Source organism: Bradyrhizobium embrapense (genome assembly GCF_001189235.2).
GTDB lineage: Bacteria > Pseudomonadota > Alphaproteobacteria > Rhizobiales > Xanthobacteraceae > Bradyrhizobium > Bradyrhizobium embrapense.
The window spans coordinates 40,649-64,620 of the sequence record NZ_LFIP02000004.1 but is presented as its reverse complement, the minus strand read 5'-3'; the positions used below and the strand labels follow the sequence as shown (position 1 = coordinate 64,620).

Below are 23,972 nucleotides of genomic sequence, written 5' to 3'. Positions count from 1 at the left end.
GCGTAGCTATGAAGCCCGGGCTTTCGGATCGAAAGGGACCGTGTTGTCCTGGCCGTCGAGCCCGAACAGCCCGGCGACCTGTTTCAACCGCCTGGCCACCTCGCCGGATATGTCCGCGCTGGCCGACAACACCTCCTGGATGGCAGCAAACGCCCTGCGGCGCTCGTCCATGTTGTCAGGCAGGAGTTTTGGAATGGCCGCCAGTGCGGCATCCCGGTTGAGCAGCAGCATGAAGAACTGCTCGCGCACCAACTTCTTGAATTCCGCGAGCGTCATCCGCCCGGACTCGTCGCTTCGCCGAAGACGCCGCAACGCCTCAAGGCTACGCTCGTCGACCATGCCACGGGCCGATCCGACATAGACCAAGGCGCGAACGCCGGCCTCTCGGAGGCCGCCGGAGCCCGTTTTCGACGACAGTTCCGCGACGCGGGCTTGCAGACGCTCGCGGTGTCTTGGATCCATCTCGCGCCGTTGTGAGGGTATCGCCTGCGGATCAACACCGACTGCCGCCTGCAATGCGGGCGAACCGTAGATCGCAAGGAACATCGCTTCGCTCAGCGCCTCTTGCAAGTCACGCCACTGATCGAGAGAACCGACGATCTGCTTCGATATCTGCTCCTGGAACGTTAGGAACGGATTGTCCTTGGTGGCAGGTTTGCGCGCGTCGCGCGCCTTGTCCGCGGCATTCTCGACCATCTTCATCCATGGGTTTTCGCTGCTGAACGCCTCGTATTGGAGGCGGAGCGGATGCCAATTGCGCATCATCTCCGCCATCTGCGGCGTCACCATCGATTTGACCCAAGGCTGCAGGTATTTCCGATAGGCGGCGAGATTCATCTCCGATACACGCTTTGCGGTCTCGAACCGCCGTTCATCTTCGGGCGAATTCCCTCCCATCGCCCGGATGTCGTCCAGCGTGCGGGCCTCGCAGCGCATCACCCATTGTCCGACAGCAAGCTCATCATTGAGCGTATCGGCTCCCCTCGCTTCGAATGTGGCCTCGTAGAGGCCGGGTGGCAGGACGTCGATCAAGTCGATGTTGCTCGAGAACTCTGCGTGCTCCTTCTTCGCGACGCCGCCGGAAACGAAAATGCCGAGATGGCCGACCGTCTCATGAACGGTGTAGACGATGGTCTGCCCATGGGCCCTGATTTCGTCGACATCCGCATAAAGATCCAGAATCCAGTTCAGCGCCTGTTGCGGAGGCGTGATATTGTCGCCTTTTGAGCAGAACACCACGATTGGCGACCGGATATTGCGCAGGTCGACTGCGGTTCCGTCGGACATCGTGACGCGACCGGCAGCAAGATTGTTGCCGATGAAGAGTTCATCGACAATGAACTGGATCTCCTCGGCGTTGAGGTTTACGTGCCCGCCCCACCACCGTTCGAACTCCAGATAGCGATCGGCCTCGGTGTCGACCTTGGAGTACACGTTGTACTGCTTGGTCCACAGCGTGTTCGACGGATTCTGGTTCTCGAAGTTCTGGACCAGCCAGGCACCATCGAACTTGCCGGCGCCGAGGTCGCTGGAGAGTGCTGTCAACCAGCTGCCACCGAGCAGCCCCCCGGAGTAACGCATCGGATATTTGCCATGCACGCCAGCCCAATAAGCCAGTGGCGCGCCCGCCACGATCACCGGACCGAATAGTTCCGGACGTAGCGACGCAAGGATCATGATCGCCCATCCGGCCTGGCAATTGCCAATTACGCACGGTTTGCCATCAGCCTCGGGATGCCGCTCGATGACCTTCTCGATGAAGATGGCTTCAGCGCGCGCTATGCGCTCGATGGTCTGGCCCGGCATCGGCTCCGGCAGGAAACCGATAAAGTAGCAGGGATGCCCTGCCCTCATCGCGACGCCAATCTCGCTGTCGGCCTTGAAGCCACCGATCCCCGGCCCATGTCCCGCGCGCGGGTCGACGACGACGAACGGCCGCCGCTCGAGGTCGATCTCCACGCCCTCTGGCGGGATTATGCGCACCAACGCATAGTTGACCGGATGCTCCAGCTTGCGGCCATCCAGGATGAGCTCGGCGGCATAGCTCAGGACGTGGGGTGCCGTCTGGGCAACATGCTCACGATACTGGTCACCGCGCTGGCGCAGGATGTCCAGAAGCAGCACGCTGCGTTGCCCGGCGTCCACCATATATTCCACGGCCTTAGCGACGACTCCTGACATAGGGCCGCCCGGGATTTGCCGATTGTCCAGCGACATCGTTTCGATCCTTCCGCCGAGCCTGAATAGAACCGTTTGGCGCGCCCGGAGCGTTGACTTAAGTCAAGCCACGATCGAGTTCCTGCGCTCTTCCTTGACTCGGGAGTACTGGTCGCGACGATGCCCGAAAATTATGCAGTGAACGAACGTCTGCACGATGGCCGAGTTGTCACCATCCGCGCCTTACGGCCCGACGACAAGGACGACATGTTGTGCGCGATCAGCCGAACCGGCGACCAATCGCTTCAACGCCGCTTTTTCGTTCCCAAACGCCGCTTTTCGGAGAGCGAGGTCGCCTTCTTCCTGAACATCGATTTTGCCAACCACGTCGCCTTAGTCGCGCTTACTGACGAGGACGGACACGAGGTGATCATCGGCGGAGGTCGGTATGTCGTCGCGACGGCCGGAATGGCAGAGGTCGCTTTCGTGGTGATCGATGACTACCAGGGACAGGGCGTCGCTACCTTGCTGATGCACAATCTTGCGATCCTCGCACGCAAGGCTGAGCTCGAGAAGCTAGTGGCTGAAGTCCTGCCGGAGAACACGGCGATGCGAAGGGTTTTCGCCAAATTCGGCTTCGTGTCCGGCCCGGAACGGACCCGCAGGTCGTGCACCTGGCTCTGTCTCTCTAGTGAGGCAGGAATTCCTCACCGAGGAGTTCAAGATCGAGAATTGCTCCTCGAATGCTCACCAATCACCCCGGAGGAACACACCATGAAGAAATCACCTGCCGAAGAACGAACCGGGCGCAGCTTCCCGAAGGCACATCGAAACGAGACGAATAACCTGCCGGAGAGCATTGACGTTCCGCCCAGCATCGAGCCTTGGGATTGTGCGACCGTCGATTTGACTGGATGGCTTCGTGAAAACAGCACTTGGCAAGTCCATCTCGCTAAGCCGCCGCGCGCCCGTCGTTAGTTGTGCATTCACGCCACACCCGAATGCCACAAAATGCACCTTAAAAGGGAGAAGTTTCCGGGCTACGCTTAAGGTACCTCTATTAAGTCATTGGGGTGTGCTTATGGCCGAAATTCTTTTCCGCTCGAGCATCATCATTTTGGGACTTTTCCCTATCGCGCTGGCCGCCCTTGCCTTGTTTGTTTGAAAGTACGGGCGCCACTCGGCTCGTTGCCTGAATCGGGTTGGCAGCGGCCCAGCACTGCCACCCAAGACCCCCAAGGGTTGCTGGGGCTGTGGCAGCCAAAGCGGGCGCTCTACGGGCCGCCGGCATCGCCGCCCGGCAACGATAGGAGCTGCCGCAGCCGAACGCGCTTGCTCGTCGCAAGCCTGGATGGGCTTTCGAATGCGTCCTTGACCGTAGCAGTGACCGTAGCTTCTGAATCGATCATTTCAAAAAGGCGAATCGCTCAATGGGGTTGACGGGACACCCCTTCCGCCAAATCACAGCGACGGTCGCGACTGCTCGGCAACGACCGGGAAGCTCCGTAGAGTCCCGGGTTGCCCTTCGCTCTCGGGTGCGGGAGCCTTTCTGCTCCTCCTGAAGGCGGGGCAAGATGGATATTGCTGCCATCGGCGATCAATGAGCACGGAACGCAAAGCTCAGTCCGACCGTTCCGAACCGCTCGATGCGCTGAGGGGGCTGGCCATTTCGATGGTCATCGCCCGGCACTATTTCGGCTTCAAATACGGCATGCTGGGCGTTGATCTGTTCTTCGTCCTCAGCGGATTTCTGATCGGCGGCATCCTGCTGGATAGCCGCGAACAGCCCGGCTATTTCTCGTCCTTCTATGGGCGGAGAGCGTTTCGGATCCTGCCGCTCTATTGGCTGCTGCTGGCGCTCGTGCCGCCGGATCACTGGGGCTACTATTTGTTCTTCATCCAGGCCATCCCGTGGCTGGAGTTCGGCTACCCGCAGTCCGATTTGACCTTCGTCACCTGGACGCTCGCCATCGAAGAGCAGTTCTACCTGATCCTGCCGATCCTGATTTACTGGCTGCCGCGCCGATGGCTGATCCGCACCATTTGGACAGGCGTGCTGCTGGCGCCGGTCTGGCGCTGGCTGTTTCACGCCTATCTGCCGGACCATTCCTGGCAGTTTCTGCTGCCCGGTCGCCTCGACGAACTGTTCGGCGGCGTCCTTCTCGCCTGCTTCATGCGCGGCTACTGCCGCTCCCGCATTTTGTGGATGGTGCTGGCCTGCGTGCCGCCGCTCTGCGATGTGGCGTATGCCGTCATGGTTGCCCCCTTCGGCTTTCTCTCCATCGCAGCATGGGCTTGCTGCGCGATTGTCTGGCTTGGCGCCAACATGGAACGGACAGAGCTGCTCCGTCCGTTCGTGTGGCCGGGACGCAGATGCTATTCGCTCTATCTATTCCACATGGTCGTCTACGACGTGTTCTTTGACCTCGGCCGCCCGCTGGCAGGGTGCCTTGCGCTTCCGGTCGTCTGCATCCTGGCGGAGATCACCTGGCGTACGATCGAGTCTCCGCTGATCAACTTCGCGAAGCGACGATTTGCGCGAGCCGAGCCGGGGTTGGTCAGGGTCGCTGGAGTCGCTTAGAGCAAATGCAAGGCTGTGACCGGAGCAGCGGCCATGCCAAATGGCCGGGCCCTCATCCTGGTGCCGCGGTTGAATCTCCTGCCGGAACAGACAATTAACGAATCAGCTTAAAATGCGGGGATCATCGCCGGTCTGGCGCTTGGCACCGAGAGGCTGAAATGAATTGGGTCAAGGCACTGCTGCTGCTTTCCGTACTGCTCCTTGGATGCGCAGACCTTGCGACCACCAACAGGATTTTGGAGCTTGGATTCGGCGAGGCGAACCCGTTCATGGAGATGGCGCAGGCCTGGCTCGGTGCCTGGTGGCTGATCCCGAAACTGGGTTTGACGTACCTCGTCATCGCGCTGCTTTGGCGCAGCGAAAGCCTTTCCAAGATTGCCCTTGTGGCGGCGTTCTGCGCAACGCCCGTCATCAACAACCTCGTCATTCTCGCAGGCGCGAGCTGAACCACGCACACGCCAATCGAGATTTGGCGACGTGAGCGCCCTGCCCGTCGCATGCGACAGGGCATTGCCGTCAGGTCTGCCGGATAAATTCCGCGATCAATCGGACGATTTCCTCCGGAGCATCCTCAAAACAGTAATGCCCGACGCCGGCAAGACGCCTGATCGGTGCCGCCGGGAAGATCGCGGAAAACAGCGGCAGGAAATGCTCTGCGTGCAGCGTGCGATCCGCCTCGCCCCAGATGGCGAGCGCAGCCTTGCCGCGGATCGCGCGGTCGGCTGCGGGATCCGGCGCCTCGAACCTGTGCGCGCCGGTCGCAAAGCCTTTGGCCCATCCGATCGCACCGAGGCAATCGGCCGGACGAGCGAAGGGGGCACCGTAGGCGGCTAGCCAGGCGTCGGTGATGACGGCGTTGTTCTCGAAGCCGTTGAGCTTGAGCGTGCTCAGGATGTTGTAGCCGAGTTGGCCGAGCACTGGCTCGAGCTCACCATTGGCTTCGGCTTTTACGATCCATTGAAACCACGGCGAAGTCAGCGCATTGGCGGTGACGCGCTCGAACAGGTCGCTTTGCCCGAACGGCGTCGGCCCGTTGGCCGAGATGATGCGGCGGATCCGATCCGGATGCCTCGATGCGAACCCCATGCCGACCGGCCCGCCGAAGTCATGCATGACCAGCGTGATGTCGGAGAGATCGAGTGCAAGCACCAGCGCTTCGAGATTGTCGACATGGTCCTGCAGCCAATAGCTGCGCTCTGCCGGCGTCGCGCTCTTGCCGAACCCCATGTGATCCGGAACGACCACGCGGTGGGTGGTGCTGAGCGCCGGCACCAGATGGCGAAACAGATAGCCCCAGGTCGGTTCGCCGTGGAGGCACAGCACCACCTCCCCGTCCCGCGGGCCTTCGTCGAGATAGTGCATCCGGAAGCCCGGCGCCGTGCTGAAATGCGGTGTGAACGGAAAGGTGCCGTCAAAGGCGGCGTCGGGCTGGATCATGGCGTGGCCTGCATGGTTTTAATTTGAAACCATGGTGTAGCGCTTGAGGTTTTACTTTGCAACCAGTATATCGGACCCACGACCGGGCGGTCCTTCGGGCCTCCCCTCCGATCAGTGCGCGTGAGGAACGACAGGTGACCGCGATGGCCAAGAGAGTGAGCCACAGGGACTCGATGTGCGGCGTGGCGCGGCCGCTGGATGCGATCGGCGACTGGTGGTCGCTGCTGATCGTCCGCGATGCCTTCGACGGAAAGCGCCGGTTCGGCGAATTCCAGAAGAGCCTCGGGCTTGCCAAGAACATCCTCGCCGCCCGGCTCCGCAATCTCTTGGCGCATGGGATCATGGAGGCCGTGCCGGCAGCCGACGGCAGTGCGTACCAGGACTATGTGCTGACCGAAAAGGGCCGCGGGCTCTTCCCGCTCCTCGTCGCGCTCCGGCAGTGGGGCGAGGATTTCTTCTTCGAGCCCGACGAGTCGCATGTGCTGCTGGTTGATCGAAAGAATGGACTGCCGGTGCGCCGGCTCGAGCTGCGAGCGCAGGATGGACGCGTCGTTGGTGCAGAGGACACGATGGTGCGGCTGCCGTAGGCTTCATATGAGAGCGGCGGCGCACAAGACGCGCGTGCGCCGCGCCGGACCGCTACCAGCAAACCGGATGTTAACCGTCGCTGCCGCAGCATCCGCGCGTGGAGGTTCGAGCAATGCAGACATTCCGGATTTCGTTGAGCGATGGGGAGCGGAAATTCCACACGGCGATTCAGGCGCCGGATCCCGCGTCCGCACGCATCAAGGCTGCCTATTTCTTCGATATATCGAAGTGGCGAATCCTGAGTGTATCGCTGAGCGGAGCCAGCGCCGCCGCGGCGTAGCCGCTGCGCGCCTATGCCATCCGGTCGAGCTCGGCCGTAGCAAGGTTTGCGATCTGCAGGTTGATTTCGGCGAGCGGATCGTCATCGCCGAGCAACAATGCTGCCGACAAGCCGGTCCAGGCGACGATCCATGACAGCAGGCGCCGACGATCCAGCCTCGCTGCTTGCACGACGATGTCGAGACGCCGCGCAAAACGTCCGGGTTCGGTCGCGACCGGCCGTGCCGGATCGGCAAGATCCGGATTGGTGAAGATGTTGGCGTAGTCGAAACCTCGCTCGCCGACGAGGTGCTTGGGATCGATCGCGAGCCAACCGCGCGCCGCCGCCACGCTGGTTCCCTGCGACGCATCGCGGCGGGGCCGTGCCAACCGGTTCCTGACCACCTTGGCCATGTTGGCTGATGACAGCCCCCACCCTTCTCGCGCTACAATGTTGCAGCCGGAGCGACGGAGGGTGTGGTGATGCCGCGAAAGGGAATTACCGGACACGACGAATGGGTGGTCACGGAAGCTCTGGCCACCGCGCTGGTCGCGCTCGAACAGTTGCCATCGAAGCATCAGCCGCGCGCCCATATGGAGGATGTCCGGAAGATCCTGACTGCGAGATGTGAGGCCGGAGCGGTCACGCTGCATCTTGCGCAAGCCAAGTGCCGGTTGTTTCCCGATACCGATCCCCTGACCATCTACGAGGAATACGGCCTCAAGGACGGACTAGGCTAGCAGCCGTCGACCAACGGCTAGGGCATTTTCGCTTCTGATTGAAGCAGAACCGAAGCTCTGGATTCTTGTTTTGACGCGTTTTCTTCGCGCGAACCGGTGTCCACTTCGGTGGGAAACGCTCTAGTCGTGGCTGACGCGCCAGATCGTGCCGTTGCCGTCTTCGGAGACCAGCAGCGCGCCGTCTCGCGCTACGGTGACACCCACCGGGCGGCCCCAGACCTCATTGTCGCCGACGACGAAGCCGGTGACGAAGTCCTCGTACTCGCCGGTCGGCACGCCGTCCTTCAATCTGATACGAATGACCTTGTAGCCGGTGCGCTTCGCGCGATTCCACGAACCATGTTCGGCTGCAAACGCATCGCCGCGATATTCGGCCGGAAAACTGCTGCCGGTGTAGAAGGTGAGGCCGAGCGAGGCCGAGTGCGCCTGCAACAGCACGTCGGGAATGGTCACCTTGTCCTTGAGGTCGGGCCGCGCGCCGGCATGCGCGGGGTCTTCGTTGGCGCCGATATAGTACCAGGGCCAGCCGTAAAACGCGCCCTCGCGGATCCGCGTCACATAATCGGGGACGAGATTGTCACCGCGGCCGTCGCGCTCGTTGGTGGAGCACCAGGGCGTGCCACTTCCGGGCTGGATCGCAAGTCCGACGCAGTTGCGGATACCGGTGGCGAACAGTTTCTGGTTCTTGCCGTCGGGATCGAAGGCGAGCACGGCCGCGCGGTCGGTTTCCGATCCCCAGGCAGCGCCAAGCGCGTGATCGCGGCTCCAGGCCTCGATGCCCTCCGGAGGTCTGCCCAGCCCCTCGCCCGCGTTCCCGGCGGAGCCGACCGACACCAGCATGCGCTTGCCGTCAGATGTGAACACGATGTCACGCGTGGAATGGCCGTAGCCGTGAGGAAGGTTTGCGACAATGGTCTCGGGCTTTCCCGACGGGTTGAGATCGCCGTTGCGATAGGCGAAGCGCACGACGCTGTCGGTGTTGGCGACATAGAGCCATTGCGGATTGTCGCCGCTTGGAAAGAACGCGATGCCGAACGGCCGGTTCAGTCCGGTTGTGTAGACCTCGTTGGTCGCCGGCCTGGTGGCACCGTCGGGGCTGCGCAAGACGCGGATGCGGCCGGAGCCGGTTTCGACGACGAAGATATCGCCATTGGGCGCGGTCCGGACAATACGCGGACCGCTCAACCCGCTCGCAAACAGCTCGATCTTGAAGCCTGCCGGCACCTGCGGCACCGCCGATGCGGGGCGCGGCACGACGCGTGACGAATTGCTGCTGGAGGCTGTGGCGCCTGGTTTGGGCAGGTCTTGCGGTGCGATGAGACGCACCGTGCCCGGCCTGTCGCGCTGCCAGTCACCAAACGCCTCGGCGCCTTTCAGCACAGGCTCGGCGGCCGACCGGGTGATGCCGGTCGCTGCGAGGAAGACAACTGTCAGAGTCACACCGGCAAGCTTGGTCTTCAGCATGTGCTCCTCGCCTGGTGTCCGTTTCCGGCTATGCAGGTCATAGCGCGGTTCGACCGCTAGCTGAGTTCACAATGTCGTCTGCTCTAATCTCCCTCAATGTCCTCTGGGCGACGACGTCTGGTCGACCGGCTTGATGATCAAAGCGAGTGGAACCATCGCAAGGCCGATGAGCGAGAGCAGCCAGAACACATCGATATAGGCGAGAAGATCAACCTGCCGCTGCAAGGTCTGGCCTACCCAGGCGATCGCCTGAGATGCGGCGTCCGATGCATTCGATCCCTGCGACTGGAAGTAGCGCGTCATGGTATCGATGGTCTGCTGATACCCGAGATCGGAGGGCGCGGCATGCTCGATGAGCCGGCTCTGGTGGAATTGTTGGCGTTGCGCCAGCGCGGTCTGGGCCAGCGCAACGCCCATCGACCCGCCGATGTTGCGCGCGACATTGATCAGCGCCGACGCCTGGTTGGTCTTGTCCGGCGGCACGCCATCGTAGGACGCCGTCGTGACCGGCAGAAACAGGAACGGCAGTCCTGCGGAGAGGAAGATGCGGGCCAGCGCGGCGTAGCCATAGGTGATGTCGCCGTTCAGTCCCGTCAGGTGCCACATCGAGAACGCGACGATGCAGCCGCCGATCGCGATCAGGTATTTCGGCTGGACACGACTGACGAGATTTCCGACCACCGGCATCAGGATCAGCGTGACGATGCCGCCGGGCGACAACGCGAGCCCCGCCAGCAGCGCGGTATAATTCAGCTCGGTCTGCAACAACTGGGGCAAGATCTGCGTCGAAGCGATCAGCACCGCGCCGGTGCACAGCATCACCAGAAAGCACGATCCGAACTGGCGCCGTCCCAGCAGGCGAAGATCGACGATCGGCTCCTCACGCGTCAGCTCCCATGGGATCAGCGCAATCAGGCAAACCGCCGAAGCCAATGCGAAGCCCGTGATCATGTCGGAGCCGAACCAGTCCTTGCGCTGGCCTTCGTCGAGCACGAATTCGAGCGAGCCGAGCCCGATCGCGACCAGCACGAATCCGACGTAGTCGACGCGCAGGCCGCCCTTGAGCAGTTCCTTGCGCTCCTCTTCGGCGCCGGACGGCTCCTTGACCAGCGTCCCGACCAGGAACAGCGAGATCAAGCCCATCGGCACGTTGATCAGGAAGATCCAGTGCCAGGTATAGGTGTCGGTGATCCAGCCGCCGAGGGTCGGCCCGATCACAGGGGCCACCACGACCGCCACGCCGTAGATCGCAAACGCCTGGCCACGCTTGGCCGGCGGAAAGGAGTCGGCGAGGATCGCCTGCTCGCTGGTCGCCATCCCGCCGCCGCCGAGGCCCTGGATGATCCGGAACAGGACCAGTGCTTCCAGGCTCCAGGCCAATCCGCACAGCAGCGAGGCGAATGCGAACGTGCCGACGCAGATCATGTAGAAGCGCTTGCGCCCGATCACGGTCGAGAGCCAGCCCGAGATCGACAGTACGATGGCGTTGGCGACGAGATAGCTGGTGATGACATAGGTGCTTTCGTCGAGGCCGACGGCGAGGCCACCCGCGATATGGCGTAGCGCCACATTGGCGATCGTGGTGTCGAGCACTTCCATGAACGTTGCGATTGAGACGACGAAGGCGATCAGATAGGGATTATGCCCGCCGGCAGCCGACCGCTCCGGCGACCACGATGCGCCGCCGCCTGCGGCGACGTCGCTCATCGCACTTTGGTCCAGGGCACGACCGACATGCCCGGCCCGACCGGCACATCCGCCGGCCAGTTGTCGACCACGATCTTCACGGGGACGCGCTGCACGACCTTGACGAAATTGCCGGTCGCGTTCTCCGCCGGCAGCAGGCTGAACGCGGTGCCCGAGCCAGGCTGAACCGAAGCCACGTGGCCGGCGAGCTTGCGCCCCGGATAAGCATCGATCCTGACCTCGACCGGCTGGCCCGGCCGCATGTCGGTCAGCTGGGTTTCCTTGTAGTTGGCGGTGATCCAGATATCGTCGGGAACCAGCATCATGACGCTCTGCGCCGGCGCCACAAAGGTGCCGACCGCGCCGCTCAGTTTGACGACGCGTCCGGACTGGGCCGCAACGATGCGGGTATATTGCAGGTTCAGATTGGCCTGATCGAGCTGCGTCTGCGCCTGCTCCAGCGATGCGTTGCTGCTCCTGAGCTGTGCCTCGAGCGTCTTGACGCCGAGTTCGGCCGCGGTGACCGCCGTTCTGGTCCGGCTGGTATTGGCCTGCTGGGCGTCGAGGTCGGAGCGCGTCTGCTGCTGCCGCTGCACCGTGCCAGCGCCCTTCTCCACGAGGTCTTGGGCCCGCGCGGCCTCCTCCTGCGCGAACTTCAGTTGCGCCTCGGCTTGCTGCTGCTGCGCCTTGGCTTGCTTGATCTGCTCCTGCTGACTGTCGATCTGCGCCTGGACATTGGCAACATTGGCCTGGGCAGCCGCGACTTGCGCGCCGGCCTGATCGACCGCGATCTTGTAGTCGCGCTCGTCGATCCTCGCGAGCAGATCTCCGGCATTGACGTGCTGGTTGTCGGTGACGGGGATCTCGACGACATAGCCGCCGACCTTCGAGGCCACGGCAAAGCTGCGCGCCGCGATGAACGCGTCGTCGGTCGATTCATAGTGGCGGACATTGAGCCAGTAGGCCACGCCACCGACCAGCGCAATCAGGAGCAGACAAGCGCCGGCCGCCGCAAGCATCCAGTGCTCGCGCAACCGGTCGCGCACCGGCGGCTTGCGGTCAGTCTCCTGTTGCGGTGAAGACGAATGCTCGGGCCGCGACTGTTGTTCTTGGGCGCGCTCAAGCTGCCGCGGCTCCTCCACGGACGGCCCGCGCTCTCGGGTTTGGGCATCCACGGCAGCACCTCAGGCTACGAACGGAAGCGATTGTCCCTCGTTAACCGCAGCGTCCGGCGCTTGGTTCCTGTTTCGGAGGACGCGCTACACGGCCCTAGAACCGACCATGGGCTTGCGCTCGGCCGCCGACAGATCGCGGTAAGCCGCCGCCTCTCCAACCGGCGCCTTGAGCGGAACCGTGAGCCGGCAGATCAGGCCCTCGGCACGCCAATCGAAATCGGCCCGTCCGCCTAGTTGGGTCTCGATGCTGGCGATGACACTTCGTGTGCCGAAGCCCTTCTGCTTCGGTTTGGTCACCGCAGGCCCGCCGGATTCCACCCAGGCTAGGATTAGCGCATCGTCATGCACCTCCCAGGTGATCGCGAGACGGCCTGACAGCACCGACAGGCTGCCGTATTTGGCGGAGTTGGTGACGAGCTCGTGCAGCGCCAGCGCCAGCGTCTGCGCCGTCGCGGGCTGCAACTGCACTTCCGCGCCATCGATCTGGATCTGCCCGGCCTCCGAATAGGGCGCGATCTCCTCGGTCACCAGCCGCCGCATCTCGGCGCCCTGCCAGCTCGACAGCGACAGCACGGTGTGAACGCGCGCCAGCGCCGTGATGCGGCCCTCGACCGCGCGCACATAGGCGGTGACGTTCTGGGCGCGCGTCAGCCGCACGATCGACTGCGCCAGCGCGAGCGCGTTCTTGGCGCGATGATCGACCTCGCGGGTCAAGAGGCTCTGCCGTTCCTCGGCCTTCTTGCGATCGGTGATGTCGACGGTGACGCCGCTGACCCGCACCACCCTGCCGCTCCTGTCGCTGGTCGCCGCAGCCGTGCCAACGCACCAGCGGATCTCGCCGTCCGGCCGCACCACACGGAATTCAGCCTCATAGGAGGTTTGGCCGTTGCCGAAGCCGGTCCAGCCCTGGCGGAGTTGCTCGACATCGTCGGGATGAAACAGAGCCTGGATATTGTCCGACGTGAGCTTGAAGGATTTCGGGTCGACGCCGAAGATCTTGTATTGCCCCTCGTCCCACATCCAGTCGCCGTTAACCCAGTCCCAGTCCCACGAGCCCATCTTGCCGGCGGCAATCGCCATGCTGCGACGTGCTTCGCTCTCGACCAGCCGCGTGGTCGACTGCTCGAGCTCGGCGGTGCGCGCGCGGACCCGGTCTTCGAGCTCGGCATTGAGGCGTTCGAGTTGCCGCGTCTTGCGGTACAGCTCGGCGAACACGCGGATCTTTGCGCGCAGCACTTCCGGCACGACAGGCACGGGCACGTAGTCGACCGCGCCCATCTCGTAGCCGCGCAGCCGGTCGATATCGCTGACCTGGATTGCCGAGATGAAGATCATCGCGGTCTTCTGGAAGCGTGGATGCTCGCGGATCATCGCCGCGAGCTCGAAACCGTCGAGCTCGGGCATGCAGACATCGACCAGGATGACCGCGACTTCGTTCTTGAGCAGGAACTCGAGCGCCTCGCGGCCCGACGAGGCGGCGACCAGCGTCTCGCCGAGCTCCTTCAGGATGACCTCATAAGCCAGCAGCTTGGCCGGCTGGTCATCGACCAGAAGGATGTTCACCTTTTCATGGTCCATCATGTTCGATCACCGATCAGCGGTGCAGCCACATGCGGATCGCCAGCAGCAGTTGCTCTGTGTTCACGGGTTTCGCCAGATAGTCGGATGCGCCTGCCTCCAGGCATTTCTCGCGGTCGCCTTTCATCGCTTTCGCGGTCAGCGCGATGATCGGTAGCCGCGCAAAGGCCGGATTTTGCCGGATAGCGCCGATGGTCTGGTAACCGTCCATCTGCGGCATCATGATGTCCATCAGCACGATCGCGATCTTCGGATTGGACTCGACCAGCGAGATCGCCTCGTGACCTGTTGTCGCAGTCAACACCTTCATACCTCGCCGCTCCAGCACGCTCGACAGCGCGAAGATGTTGCGGGCGTCGTCGTCGACCAGGAGCGCGGTCTTGCCAATCAGATCCTCATCGGAACTGTTGAGCTTCTCCAGCATCCTCTGTTTTTCGATCGGCAATTCCGTGATCACACGGTGCAGGAACAGTGACGTTTCGTCGAGCAGACGTTCCGGCGACTCCACACCCTTGACGACGATGCTGCGCGCCATCGTGTGCAGTTCCGCGTCCTCTTCGGCCGAAAGTTCCCGCCCCGTGAACACCACAACCGGAATATTAGAGAGCGTTTCGTCCTTGCGGATCTGATCCAGCACCTCGAAGCCGCTCATGTCCGGCAGGCGCAGATCGAGCACGACGCAGTCGCACGGATGCTCGCGCAACGTCGACAGCGCCCCTGCCCCGGTTCCGCTGGTTACGATCTCGATATCCTCGTGGCCGAGCAACTCGGTGATGCTGAGCTGCTCCGCTGCATTGTCCTCCACGATCAGCAGCCGCTTGCGACGCGGTTTGGCGTATTCCTTGATCTGCGACAGCGCGGCGCTGACGCCCTCGGTCGTGGTCGGCTTGTTGACGAAGGAGAAGGCGCCGCGCGCCAGCGCATGCTGCCGGTCCTCGTCGAGCGTAATGATCTGGACCGGAATGTGACGGGTCAGCGGATTGTGCTTGAGCTGGCTCAGCACCGTCCAGCCCAGCATGTCGGGCAGGAAGACGTCGAGCGAAACCGCGCTCGGCTGGAACTGCTTGGCGAGGTCAAGCGCCTCGGCGCCGCGGCTTGCGACCAGCACCTTGAAGCCCTTGTCGCGAGCTAGATCGATCAGCACCCGCGCGTAATGCGGGTCGTCCTCGACGATCAAGAGGATCGTGTCGCCGGGCTCGAGATCGAGCCGGTCGTCCGGCAGCTGCTCGATCACGCGCTCTTGCACGCTGGACGATTGCAGCGCCGGTGCCGCGGTGTGCGGCATCGCCAGCGCCTGCGGACGCAAGGCCGCCGACGGTCCGGCATATTTCAGCGGCAGATAGAGCGTGAAGGTCGAACCCTTGCCCGGCGCACTGCGCAGATGGATCTCGCCGCCGAGCAGGCCGGCCAGCTCGCGGCTGATGGCAAGGCCAAGCCCGGTGCCGCCATACTTGCGGCTGGTGCCGGCGTCGGCCTGCTGGAACGCCTCGAAGATCAGCTTCTGCTTGTCCTGGGGGATGCCGATGCCGGTATCCGACACTTCGAACGCGACGACGGCGGGTGCTGCGTTCAGGATCGGATGCTCGGCGCTCCAGCCGCCGAGCGCGGCCGACACGGTCAGGCTGACGCCGCCGTCCGCGGTGAACTTGAATGCGTTCGACAGCAGGTTCTTGAGCACCTGCTGCAATCGCTTGGAGTCGGTCACCATGCTGCGCGCGAGATTGGCGTCGACATCGATGCTGAAGGAGAGATGGCGGTTCTCCGCCTCGTGCCGGAACGGCCGCCCGACGGTCTCGAGCAGGCTCGAGGTGAGGATTTCCTCGGCATCAACCGTCACCGTGCCGGACTCGATCTTGGAGAGGTCGAGGATGTCGCTGATCAGGTTCAGCAGGTCGGTGCCGGCGCCGTGAATGGTGCGGGCGAACTCGACCTGCTTGCCGGTCAGGTTGCCGTCCGGATTCTCGGTGAGCTGCTGGCCGAGGATCAGGATCGAGTTCAGCGGCGTGCGCAGCTCGTGCGACATGTTGGCGAGGAATTCGGACTTGTATTTCGAGGTCAGCGACAGCTCGGTCGCCTTCTCTTCCAGAGCGCGGCGGGCCTGCTCGATTTCCTGGTTCTTGCGCTCGACGTCGACGTTGCGTTCGGCGAGCTGCTGGGCCTTCTGCTCGAGCTGGTCGTTGGTCTGCTGCAATTCCTTCTGCTGGGTCTGCAACTCGCCGGCGAGCTGCTGCGACTGCTTGAGCAGCGCCTCGGTCTGCATCGTCGCCTCGATACTGTTGAGCACGATGCCGATGCTGTCGGTGAGCTGTTCGAGGAACGTAATCTGCGAGGTCGTGAACGACGAGATCGAGGACAGCTCGATCACGGCCTTGACCTGGTTCTCGAACAGCACCGGCAACACGACGAGGTTCTTCGGCATGATCCGCATCAAGGCCGAGTTGACCGGCACCGCATCGCCGGGAATATCCGAGACGAGGCGCTGCCGCTTGTCGAGTGCGCATTGGCCGATCAGTCCCTCGCCGAACTGGACGATCTGCGGATGCGGATTGCTGCTGTCGCTGGCATAGGCCGACAGCAGGCGCAGCTGCGCATTCTCGGGATTGTCGACCTGGTAGATCACGCCCATATGCGCGTTGATCAGTGGCGCCAGCTCGGTCAGCAGCAGGCGGCCGACGGTCGCGAGATCCCGCTGGCCCTGCAGCATGTTGGTGAAGCGCGCCAGATTGGTCTTCAGCCAGTCCTGCTCGGTGTTGCGCTCCGTGGTGAGACGGAGGTTGCCGATCATGGTGTTGATGTTGTCCTTGAGCTCGGCAACTTCGCCGCGCACGTCGACCTGGATCGAGCGCGTCAGGTCGCCCTTGGTCACCGCGGTCGCCACCTCCGCGATCGCACGCACCTGGGAGGTCAGGTTGGCCGCGAGCAGGTTGACGTTGCCGGTGAGATCCTTCCAGGTCCCGGCAGCGCCGGGCACATTGGCCTGGCCGCCGAGCCGTCCCTCGACGCCGACTTCGCGCGCCACGCTGGTGACCTGCTCGGCGAAAGTCGCGAGCGTCTCCGTCATGTTGTTGATGGTTTCGGCGAGCGCGGCCACCTCGCCCTTCGACTTCACCGTCAAATTCTGCTTCAGGTCGCCATTGGCGACTGCGGTGACCACCTTGACGATGCCGCGCACCTGCTCGGTCAGATTCGCCGCCATGAAGTTGACGGTGTCGGTGAGGTCCTTCCAGGTGCCGGCGACGCCGCGCACCTCGGCCTGGCCGCCCAGCTTGCCCTCGGTGCCGACCTCGCGCGCCACGCGCGTCACCTCGCCGGCGAAGGCGTTGAGCTGGTCGACCATCGTATTGATGGTGTTCTTCAGCTCGAGGATTTCGCCCTTCACGTCGACCGTGATCTTGCGCGACAGGTCGCCGCGCGCCACGGCCGTGGTCACTTCGGCGATGTTGCGGACCTGGGTGGTCAGGTTGGCGGCGAGCAGGTTGACGTTGTCGGTGAGATCCTTCCAGGTGCCGCCGACGCCTGGCACCACGGCCTGGCCGCCGAGCCGTCCCTCGGTGCCGACCTCACGCGCCACGCGCGTCACTTCGGCGGCGAACGAGCGCAGCTGTTCCACCATCGTGTTCAGGGTGTCCTTGAGCAGCAGGATCTCGCCACGCACGTCCACCGTGATCTTCTTCGACAGGTCGCCGCCGGCGATCGCGGTCGCGACCTCGGCGATGTTGCGGACCTGCGCCGTGAGGTTCGACGCCATGAAGTTGACGTTGTCGGTCAAATCCTTCCAGGTGCCAGCGACGCCGGGCACTTCGGCCTGGCCGCCGAGCTTACCCTCGGTGCCGACTTCGCGCGCGACACGCGTCACCTCGCCAGCGAAGGCGTTGAGCTGGTCGACCATCGTGTTGATGGTGTTCTTCAGCTCGAGGATTTCGCCCTTCACGTCGACCGTGATCTTGCGCGACAGGTCGCCGCGCGCCACCGCGGTGGTGACTTCGGCGATGTTGCGGACCTGCGCGGTCAGGTTGCCGGCCATCGAGTTGACGCTGTCGGTCAGGTCCTTCCAGGTGCCGGCGACGCCGGGCACGTTGGCCTGGCCGCCGAGACTGCCGTCGGTGCCGACCTCGCGCGCCACGCGCGTCACCTCGCCCGCGAAGCGGTTGAGCTGGTCTACCATCGTGTTCAGCGTTTCCTTCAGCTGAAGGATCTCGCCGCGCACGTCGACCGTGATCTTGCGCGACAGGTCGCCCCCGGCGATCGCGGTCGCGACCTCGGCGATGTTGCGGACCTGCGCCGTCAGGTTGCCGGCCATCGAGTTGACGCTGTCGGTCAGGTCCTTCCAGGTGCCGGCGACGCCGGGCACCTCGGCCTGGCCGCCGAGCTTGCCGTCGGTGCCGACCTCGCGCGCCACCCGCGTGACTTCGCCGGCGAAGGCGTTGAGCTGGTCGACCATCGTGTTCAGCGTTTCCTTCAGCTGAAGGATTTCGCCCGACACGTTCACGGTGATCTTCTTCGACAGGTCGCCCTTTGCCACGGCGGTCGCGACCTCGGCGATGTTGCGGACCTGCGCGGTCAGGTTCGAGGCCATCGAGTTGACGCTGTCGGTCAGGTCCTTCCAGGTGCCGGCGACGCCGCGCACCTCGGCCTGGCCGCCCAGCTTGCCCTCGGTGCCGACCTCGCGCGCCACGCGCGTCACCTCGCCGGCGAAGGCGTTGAGCTGGTCCACCATCGTGTTGATGGTGTCCTTCAGCTCGAGAATCTCGCCGCGCACGTCGACCGTGATCTTCTTCGACAAGTCGCCGTTGGCGACCGCGGTGGTGACCCCGGCGATGTTGCGGACCTGCGCGGTCAGGTTCGAGGCCATGAAGTTGACGTTGTCGGTCAGGTCCTTCCAGGTGCCGGCAACGCCGAGCACGTTGGCCTGGCCGCCGAGCTTGCCTTCGGTGCCGACCTCGCGCGCCACGCGCGTCACTTCCGAGGCGAAGGCGTTGAGCTGGTCCACCATCGTGTTGAGCGTTTCCTTCAGCTGAAGGATCTCGCCCGACACGTTCACCGTGATCTTCTTCGAGAGGTCGCCGCCGGCGATCGCGGTCGCGACGTCGGCGATGTTGCGGACCTGCGCGGTCAGGTTCGACGCCATGAAGTTGACGTTGTCGGTCAGATCCTTCCATGTGCCGGCGACGCCGGGCACCTGGGCCTGACCGCCGAGCTTGCCTTCGGTGCCGACCTCGCGCGCCACGCGCGTCACTTCCGAGGCGAACGAGTTGAGCTGGTCCACCATCGTGTTGATGGTGTCCTTCAGTTCGAGAATTTCGCCTCTGACGTCCACCGTGATCTTGCGCGACAGGTCGCCGCGCGCCACGGCGGTGGTCACGTTGGCGATGTTGCGGACCTGGGCGGTCAGGTTGCCGCACATCGCGTTCACGGAGTCGGTCAGGTCCTTCCAGGTGCCGGCGACACCGGGCACGATCGCCTGGCCGCCGAGCTTGCCGTCGGTACCGACCTCGCGCGCCACGCGCGTCACTTCCGAGGCGAATGAACGCAGCTGATCGACCATCGTGTTGATGGCCTCTTTCAGCTGCAGGATCTCGCCGCGGACGTCGACCGTGATCTTCTTGGACAAGTCGCCGTTGGCGACCGCGATCGTCACCTCGGCGATGTTGCGGACCTGGCCGGTCAGATTGTTGGCCATCGAGTTGACGCTCTCGGTCAGGTCCTTCCAGACGCCGGTCACTTCCGGCACCTGGGCCTGGCCGCCGAGCTTGCCCTCGGTGCCGACCTCGCGGGCAACGCGGGTGACTTCCGAGGTGAACACCGAGAGCTGCTTGATCATCGTGTTGACGATGTTCGCCGACTGCAGGAATTCGCCGCGCAGCGGCCTGCCCTCGACGTCGAGCTGCACGGTCTGCAGCAGGTCGCCCTGTGCCACCGCGGCGACCGCCCGGGTGACTTCGCGGGTCGGCCACAGCAAATCGTCGATCAGCGTGTTGACCGAGCTCTCCATATCGGCCCAGGCGCCGCTGGCGAGGCCGAAATTGACGCGCTGGCGGGTCTGTCCCTCGCGGCCAACGACCTGTCCGACGCGCGCCAATTGCTGGGCCATGCGCTCGTTGGCGGCTGCGATTTCGTTGAAGGCGTCCGCGATCTTGCCGTCGATACCGAGATAGTCGCCACGCATCCGGACCGAGAAGTCGCCGCCGCGCATCGCCTGCAGCGATTGCAGCAGATCGTGCGAGGAGTCGAGGCTTCCATTCGATGGTTGGGCGCGGCGTGTATCAGCACGGGGACGAGGCGGCGAACCGAGATCGGTCATGGAATTTCCCCTACGCGCTAGCCACGAATCCGTAGACTCGGAAACGCCAGTGTGACCATAAGAAGGACTGCCTTTGATCTATTCAAGCGGGAAAACGCCAAAACCACGATTTGTGACGCAAACCGAGGACCTTAATCGCCAACGGAACCAAAGGTTCCAATGCTCATTGGAACTTTTCGCCGGCCGGCGGCAGCCTAAGGTCTTGCTCGGTCCGCGCGGCCGCGTGCGAGCGTCTTGGAACATCGGCCCGCGCCCGGCGTTTAGGGCGGGGCAGGACTGATAATGATCAAGCAAACAGATCGTCTCAAGCGGGACATTTTCGAAAGCGAGCGCAGATTTCGGCTGTTGGCCGGAGGGGCGATCGACTACGCCATCTGCATGCTTGGCGCCGATGGCCGGGTGACCAATTGGAATAAGGGCGCCGAGCGGATCACCGGCTATTCGGCCAAGGCGATCCTCGGTAAGCACTTCTCGATCTTCTATCCCGATGATGATCGCGACTCGGGTATCCCCGCCAGGGCGCTGCAAGTCGCACGCAAGGAAAAGCATGTGGCTGCCGAAGGCTGGTGGGTCCGCAAGGATGGATCACAATTCTTCGCCGCTGTCGTCATCGACCCGGTTTACGAGAAGCGCAGGCTGGTCGGCTACGCGATGGTCATCCGCGACATAACCGAGCGGCAGCAGGCGCGCGCGGATCTCGAGGCCAGCGAAAGCCAGTTTCGTCTGCTGGTCAGCAACGTCACTGATTATGCGCTGTATATGCTGACGCCGGACGGCATCGTCGCCAACTGGAACACCGGCGGCGAGCGCATCAAGGGCTACTCCCCCGCCGAAATCATCGGCCAGAGTTTCGCGCGATTCTACACGCCGGCCGACCAGGCCGCGGGCAAGCCGGCCCGTGCGCTCAAGATCGCCGAGGAAAGCGGACACTATGTCGAGGAAGGCTGGCGGGTGCGCAAAGACGGCTCGTTCTTCTGGGCGAGTGTCGTAATTGATCCGATCCGCGACAACCACGGCAAGCTGGTCGGCTTCGCCAAGATCACTCGGGACATCTCCGAGCGCCGCGAAGCCCAGCAGAAGCTCGAGCAGGTGCAGCGTCAGCTCGCGGAATCGCAGAAGATGGATGCGCTGGGCCAATTGACTGGCGGGGTCGCGCACGATTTCAACAACTTGTTGATGATCATTTCAGGCAATTTGCACCGGATCAAACGCGAGGTGATGAGCGAACGCGGCCGGCTTGCGCTAGGCGCGATCGAAACCGCATCGCAGCGTGCGGCATCGCTGACCAGCCAGCTCCTCACCTTCGCACGCAGGCAAAGCGTCAACCCACAGTCCATCAACGTTACCGACAGGATCACGTCGCTGCGTGAGGTCTTGATCAGCGCGCTTGGCGGCGCGATCCGGCTCGACATTGATGTCGAGCCGGCCGTCTGGCCGGTTTTCGCCGATCCGACCGAGTTCGAGACGGCGCTGATCAACCTGGTGGTCAATGCGAGAGACGCAATGGTCGACGGCGGAACTCTCACCATCGCTGCCCGCAATGTGCCTCACCAGGCCCAGGTCGTCGTGAGCGTGACCGACACCGGCGCAGGCATTCCCGACGACGTCCTGAGCAAGGTCTTCGATCCATTCTTCACCACGAAGCCGGTCGGCAAGGGCACCGGCCTCGGACTGTCCCAGGTTCACGGCTTCGCCCACCAGGCCGATGGCCGAGTCGAAATCAGGAGCGCGCTGGGCAAGGGTACCACGGTCAGCATCTATCTGCCCCGGGGAACCGGCAGCGCCGCGATTGCCCCGGTCGACGCTACGGAGCATGGCCCGGCCACTGTTCTGTTGATCGAGGACAATCCCGCGGTCGCGGACGCAAGCATGGGTCTGCTCGAGCAACTCGGCTACGCGGTGCGCTGGGTGTCAAGCGCGGAGGCAGCCTTGTCGGAGATCGATGCAAACGGGATCGACGTGGTGTTCAGTGACATCGTCATGCCTGGCCGGATGGATGGGCTGAAGCTGGCGCGTACGATCCGGGACAGGAAGCCCGATCTTCCGATCCTGCTCACGACAGGCTACAGCGACAGTGCACGCAACGTCAGGTCCGATTTCCCGGTGCTGCGCAAGCCGTATCACATACACGACCTCAGCCGCGAACTCTCGAAGCTGACAGGGCAACGATCTGAAAGTCTGTCAGGCGAGATTGATCCCGCAGGGCAATATGCGCCGAGCAGCGCGCGAGCACGTCGGTAAGAAGAACTTAAGGTTGCTTGTCCGGCCAGCTTCGCCGCACCAGCAGCACCCGTTCAATGCGGCTGCACTGCTCGCAGCGGTATTGGAGAATATCCCTGCCCTTGCTACCCGGAGAGCTGCTCTCAAGCCGCATCGTCCTGATGCAGCTGATGCACGAGATCAGCGTCAGCAGCGGACTGCGATCGTCATTCATCGATTCCCGCGGCGGCGCAGTCGGATCGGCGATCATGGCGCTGGGCGATGCTATGGTGTTGGCTCTCACCACAAGAAAATGCCCACCCCGTGGCTCGGGTTCCCGTCTCGAAACCAGATTTGGGCGCGGGCCCACGCGACGCGCCCGCCCGCTCGTTCGGGTCGATCAAACCCTCGCGTTGCTGTGGCCCGGCCTCCCCTTGCCCTTGTCCGATTTGGCGTGGCTCGGCTTGGCGGTTGCGACCGGACGATCGCCGTAGCTTCGGCTCAGCCGCTCCCGAACCGTGGGGAGACGCTCGCCGCCGCCGGCGGCCTTCCAGCGGCCGACGAGCTCGGCCACTTCGGCGCGCATCGCCATCAGCCGGTATGACGCCTCGCTGCAATCCAGATCGCGGTTGACCTGGTCCCGGATCGACGCCTCGACCAAGGTCATCTCAGCGCGCAAAGTGCTGATCCTGCGACGAATTTCATTGATCTTGTTGTCCATGGCTTGTTAGAACAAAAATAGAACATATTGTCAAGTCACGATCCGGCAAGCGAGGTGAGCGATGAGCATGGCAGCGGTGAGATTTGGCGGGGTTGCGGAGCGGCTTGGCGGGCTGATGTCGCGTGCCCAGGCGCTGCGGTTGAGGAGCCTGGCCGAGGAGGCCTATCAGCCGAACCAGTACGCGCGCGACCTGACATCGGAGGAAGCCGAACGGCGCATCGATGCCCTGAAGGCGGAGATCGCACTGGCGGATTCTTTCTGAACCACCGCACCGGCCGAGCCGGACACTCCCTTAAGGCTTTGATATAGCGGCGCAGCCAGCTCTGTTCTGGTATTGCTGCTTGGGTCTTTGGGGGAGCTTTCGTGCTGGAGTTGGAGAAGCGGTCGCCGCTTGCGTTCCCGATCACGCTGAAAGACGGGCGAACGCTCGCAACCGTCGGCGACGCGGCGGACTATTTGTCAGCATTGAACGTGGATCAGCGCGAGCGCGGGTACTGGAAGATTGCGATCATGATGTTCAACAACGCCATGCGCGAGCCCAGCTATCTGAGGATCGCAACGATCAACTTGCGCTCTGCCCTTGTGTACGACCGCCTCGCTGACGACGACGGCCACTGATTGTGGTGTTGCAGCTACAGCCGAATCGGCGCGCCTTTCGTAAAGCCCGCTCGTTATGGCCGCAAACAAGGTAACGGCGGTACACGCGACGGCCGGGTGCGCATTGCGCTTTCGGCCGGACTCTCGGGCCGCCTCGGAGGGCCAAGGCGGCCCATTTCTTTTCAAAGCAATTTGGCGCGGACGAACAGCGTCCGGAGCGCGTTGGTTGCCTGCACCGTCAGCATGGCATTGCCGGCTGCGCGCTCCAGCGCGACCAAGGCATCGTCATGCAGTGAGCGGAACTCCATCCATTCGACGGCGCTGAGATTGCTGATGAAGCGATAGGCTTGGCCAACGGTCGCGAGCGTTACCGTCTCGCCGTTCAGCCGCACCTTGAATGTCGCCTTCAGCGGCGTGTCGGATTTGGAAGGGTCACCCATGGCGCGGTTGTGCGCCGTGCCGCGTTAATGTCAATCGAATTTCTCTGCT

Annotated in this window: 18 protein-coding genes and 1 pseudogene; 8 read left to right on the top strand and 11 right to left on the bottom strand. The window is 63.4% G+C overall.

Annotation, left to right across the window (positions count from 1 at the left end; all coding sequences use genetic code 11):
- Positions 1–6 precede the first annotated feature (6 nt).
- Positions 7–2,217, bottom strand: a complete 2,211-nt coding sequence (locus AKN83_RS19150) for a DUF3141 domain-containing protein (RefSeq protein ID WP_050404489.1) — start codon at positions 2,215–2,217, stop codon at positions 7–9.
- A 120-nt stretch (positions 2,218–2,337) separates the two neighbouring features.
- Between AKN83_RS19150 and AKN83_RS41875 the strand changes: the two genes are divergently transcribed.
- The 3 genes from AKN83_RS41875 to AKN83_RS19135 all read left to right on the top strand — a co-directional run bounded on the left by AKN83_RS41875 (position 2,338) and on the right by AKN83_RS19135 (position 5,184).
- On the top strand, positions 2,338–3,135 hold the full coding sequence (locus tag AKN83_RS41875) for a GNAT family N-acetyltransferase (protein WP_083992134.1): 798 nt from the start codon (positions 2,338–2,340) through the stop codon (positions 3,133–3,135).
- Positions 3,136–3,757: 622 nt separating this feature from the next.
- Entirely contained in the window at positions 3,758–4,738 is a 981-nt protein-coding gene (locus AKN83_RS19140) for an acyltransferase family protein (RefSeq protein ID WP_050404488.1), read from the top strand.
- A gap of 158 nt (positions 4,739–4,896) precedes the next feature.
- Positions 4,897–5,184: a DUF5658 family protein gene (locus AKN83_RS19135; RefSeq protein WP_244522025.1), complete on the top strand. Its 288-nt coding sequence runs from the start codon at positions 4,897–4,899 to the stop codon at positions 5,182–5,184.
- A gap of 70 nt (positions 5,185–5,254) precedes the next feature.
- Here AKN83_RS19135 and AKN83_RS19130 read toward each other — a convergent pair whose 3' ends face one another.
- Complete coding sequence (locus AKN83_RS19130) at positions 5,255–6,175, bottom strand: alpha/beta fold hydrolase (protein WP_050404487.1); 921 nt, start codon at positions 6,173–6,175, stop codon at positions 5,255–5,257.
- 143 nt (positions 6,176–6,318) lie between these two features.
- Here AKN83_RS19130 and AKN83_RS19125 point away from each other — a divergent pair, with 143 nt between their 5' ends.
- Positions 6,319–6,762, top strand: coding sequence for a winged helix-turn-helix transcriptional regulator (locus AKN83_RS19125; RefSeq protein ID WP_050404486.1), 444 nt, complete (start codon positions 6,319–6,321; stop codon positions 6,760–6,762).
- 292 nt (positions 6,763–7,054) lie between these two features.
- Here AKN83_RS19125 and AKN83_RS19120 read toward each other — a convergent pair.
- Positions 7,055–7,363 (bottom strand): annotated as a pseudogene (locus AKN83_RS19120) (aminoglycoside phosphotransferase family protein); the annotation flags it as partial.
- Positions 7,364–7,504: 141 nt separating this feature from the next.
- Here AKN83_RS19120 and AKN83_RS19115 point away from each other — a divergent pair.
- A complete protein-coding gene (locus tag AKN83_RS19115) occupies positions 7,505–7,762 on the top strand; it encodes a hypothetical protein (protein WP_028340659.1) in 258 nt (85 codons plus the stop codon).
- Positions 7,763–7,882: 120 nt separating this feature from the next.
- Here the strand turns inward: AKN83_RS19115 and AKN83_RS19110 are convergent, their stop codons facing one another.
- The 5 genes from AKN83_RS19110 to AKN83_RS19090 all read right to left on the bottom strand — a co-directional run bounded on the left by AKN83_RS19110 (position 7,883) and on the right by AKN83_RS19090 (position 19,966).
- Complete coding sequence (locus AKN83_RS19110) at positions 7,883–9,226, bottom strand: PQQ-dependent sugar dehydrogenase (RefSeq protein ID WP_063695426.1); 1,344 nt, start codon at positions 9,224–9,226, stop codon at positions 7,883–7,885.
- Positions 9,227–9,319: 93 nt separating this feature from the next.
- On the bottom strand, positions 9,320–10,933 hold the full coding sequence (locus tag AKN83_RS19105) for a DHA2 family efflux MFS transporter permease subunit (protein WP_050404075.1): 1,614 nt from the start codon (positions 10,931–10,933) through the stop codon (positions 9,320–9,322).
- Positions 10,930–12,087 (bottom strand): HlyD family secretion protein, encoded by a 1,158-nt coding sequence (locus AKN83_RS19100; RefSeq protein WP_050404076.1) that lies wholly within the window; start codon positions 12,085–12,087, stop codon positions 10,930–10,932. Before AKN83_RS19100 ends, AKN83_RS19105 begins: the two co-directional genes overlap by 4 nt.
- A gap of 84 nt (positions 12,088–12,171) precedes the next feature.
- On the bottom strand, positions 12,172–13,665 hold the full coding sequence (locus tag AKN83_RS19095; protein WP_244522049.1) for a sensor histidine kinase: 1,494 nt from the start codon (positions 13,663–13,665) through the stop codon (positions 12,172–12,174).
- 16 nt (positions 13,666–13,681) lie between these two features.
- Positions 13,682–19,966: a HAMP domain-containing protein gene (locus tag AKN83_RS19090; RefSeq protein ID WP_063695425.1), complete on the bottom strand. Its 6,285-nt coding sequence runs from the start codon at positions 19,964–19,966 to the stop codon at positions 13,682–13,684.
- Between the two features lie 282 nt (positions 19,967–20,248).
- Here AKN83_RS19090 and AKN83_RS19085 point away from each other — a divergent pair, with 282 nt between their 5' ends.
- A complete protein-coding gene (locus AKN83_RS19085) occupies positions 20,249–22,207 on the top strand; it encodes a PAS domain S-box protein (protein ID WP_083992133.1) in 1,959 nt (652 codons plus the stop codon).
- A 7-nt stretch (positions 22,208–22,214) separates the two neighbouring features.
- Here AKN83_RS19085 and AKN83_RS19080 read toward each other — a convergent pair whose 3' ends face one another.
- Positions 22,215–22,436: a hypothetical protein gene (locus AKN83_RS19080; protein ID WP_050406674.1), complete on the bottom strand. Its 222-nt coding sequence runs from the start codon at positions 22,434–22,436 to the stop codon at positions 22,215–22,217.
- A 129-nt stretch (positions 22,437–22,565) separates the two neighbouring features.
- On the bottom strand, positions 22,566–22,844 hold the full coding sequence (locus AKN83_RS19075; RefSeq protein ID WP_157113466.1) for a hypothetical protein: 279 nt from the start codon (positions 22,842–22,844) through the stop codon (positions 22,566–22,568).
- Positions 22,845–22,947: 103 nt separating this feature from the next.
- Between AKN83_RS19075 and AKN83_RS19070 the strand changes: the two genes are divergently transcribed.
- Together AKN83_RS19070 and AKN83_RS19065 are read left to right on the top strand one after the other, a co-directional pair.
- Entirely contained in the window at positions 22,948–23,148 is a 201-nt protein-coding gene (locus AKN83_RS19070) for a DUF3072 domain-containing protein (protein WP_063695424.1), read from the top strand.
- 101 nt (positions 23,149–23,249) lie between these two features.
- Positions 23,250–23,504, top strand: coding sequence for a hypothetical protein (locus tag AKN83_RS19065; protein ID WP_050406671.1), 255 nt, complete (start codon positions 23,250–23,252; stop codon positions 23,502–23,504).
- 161 nt (positions 23,505–23,665) lie between these two features.
- Here the strand turns inward: AKN83_RS19065 and AKN83_RS19060 are convergent, their stop codons facing one another.
- Positions 23,666–23,923, bottom strand: a complete 258-nt coding sequence (locus AKN83_RS19060) for a hypothetical protein (RefSeq protein ID WP_050406670.1) — start codon at positions 23,921–23,923, stop codon at positions 23,666–23,668.
- Between the last annotated feature and the right edge of the window lie 49 nt (positions 23,924–23,972).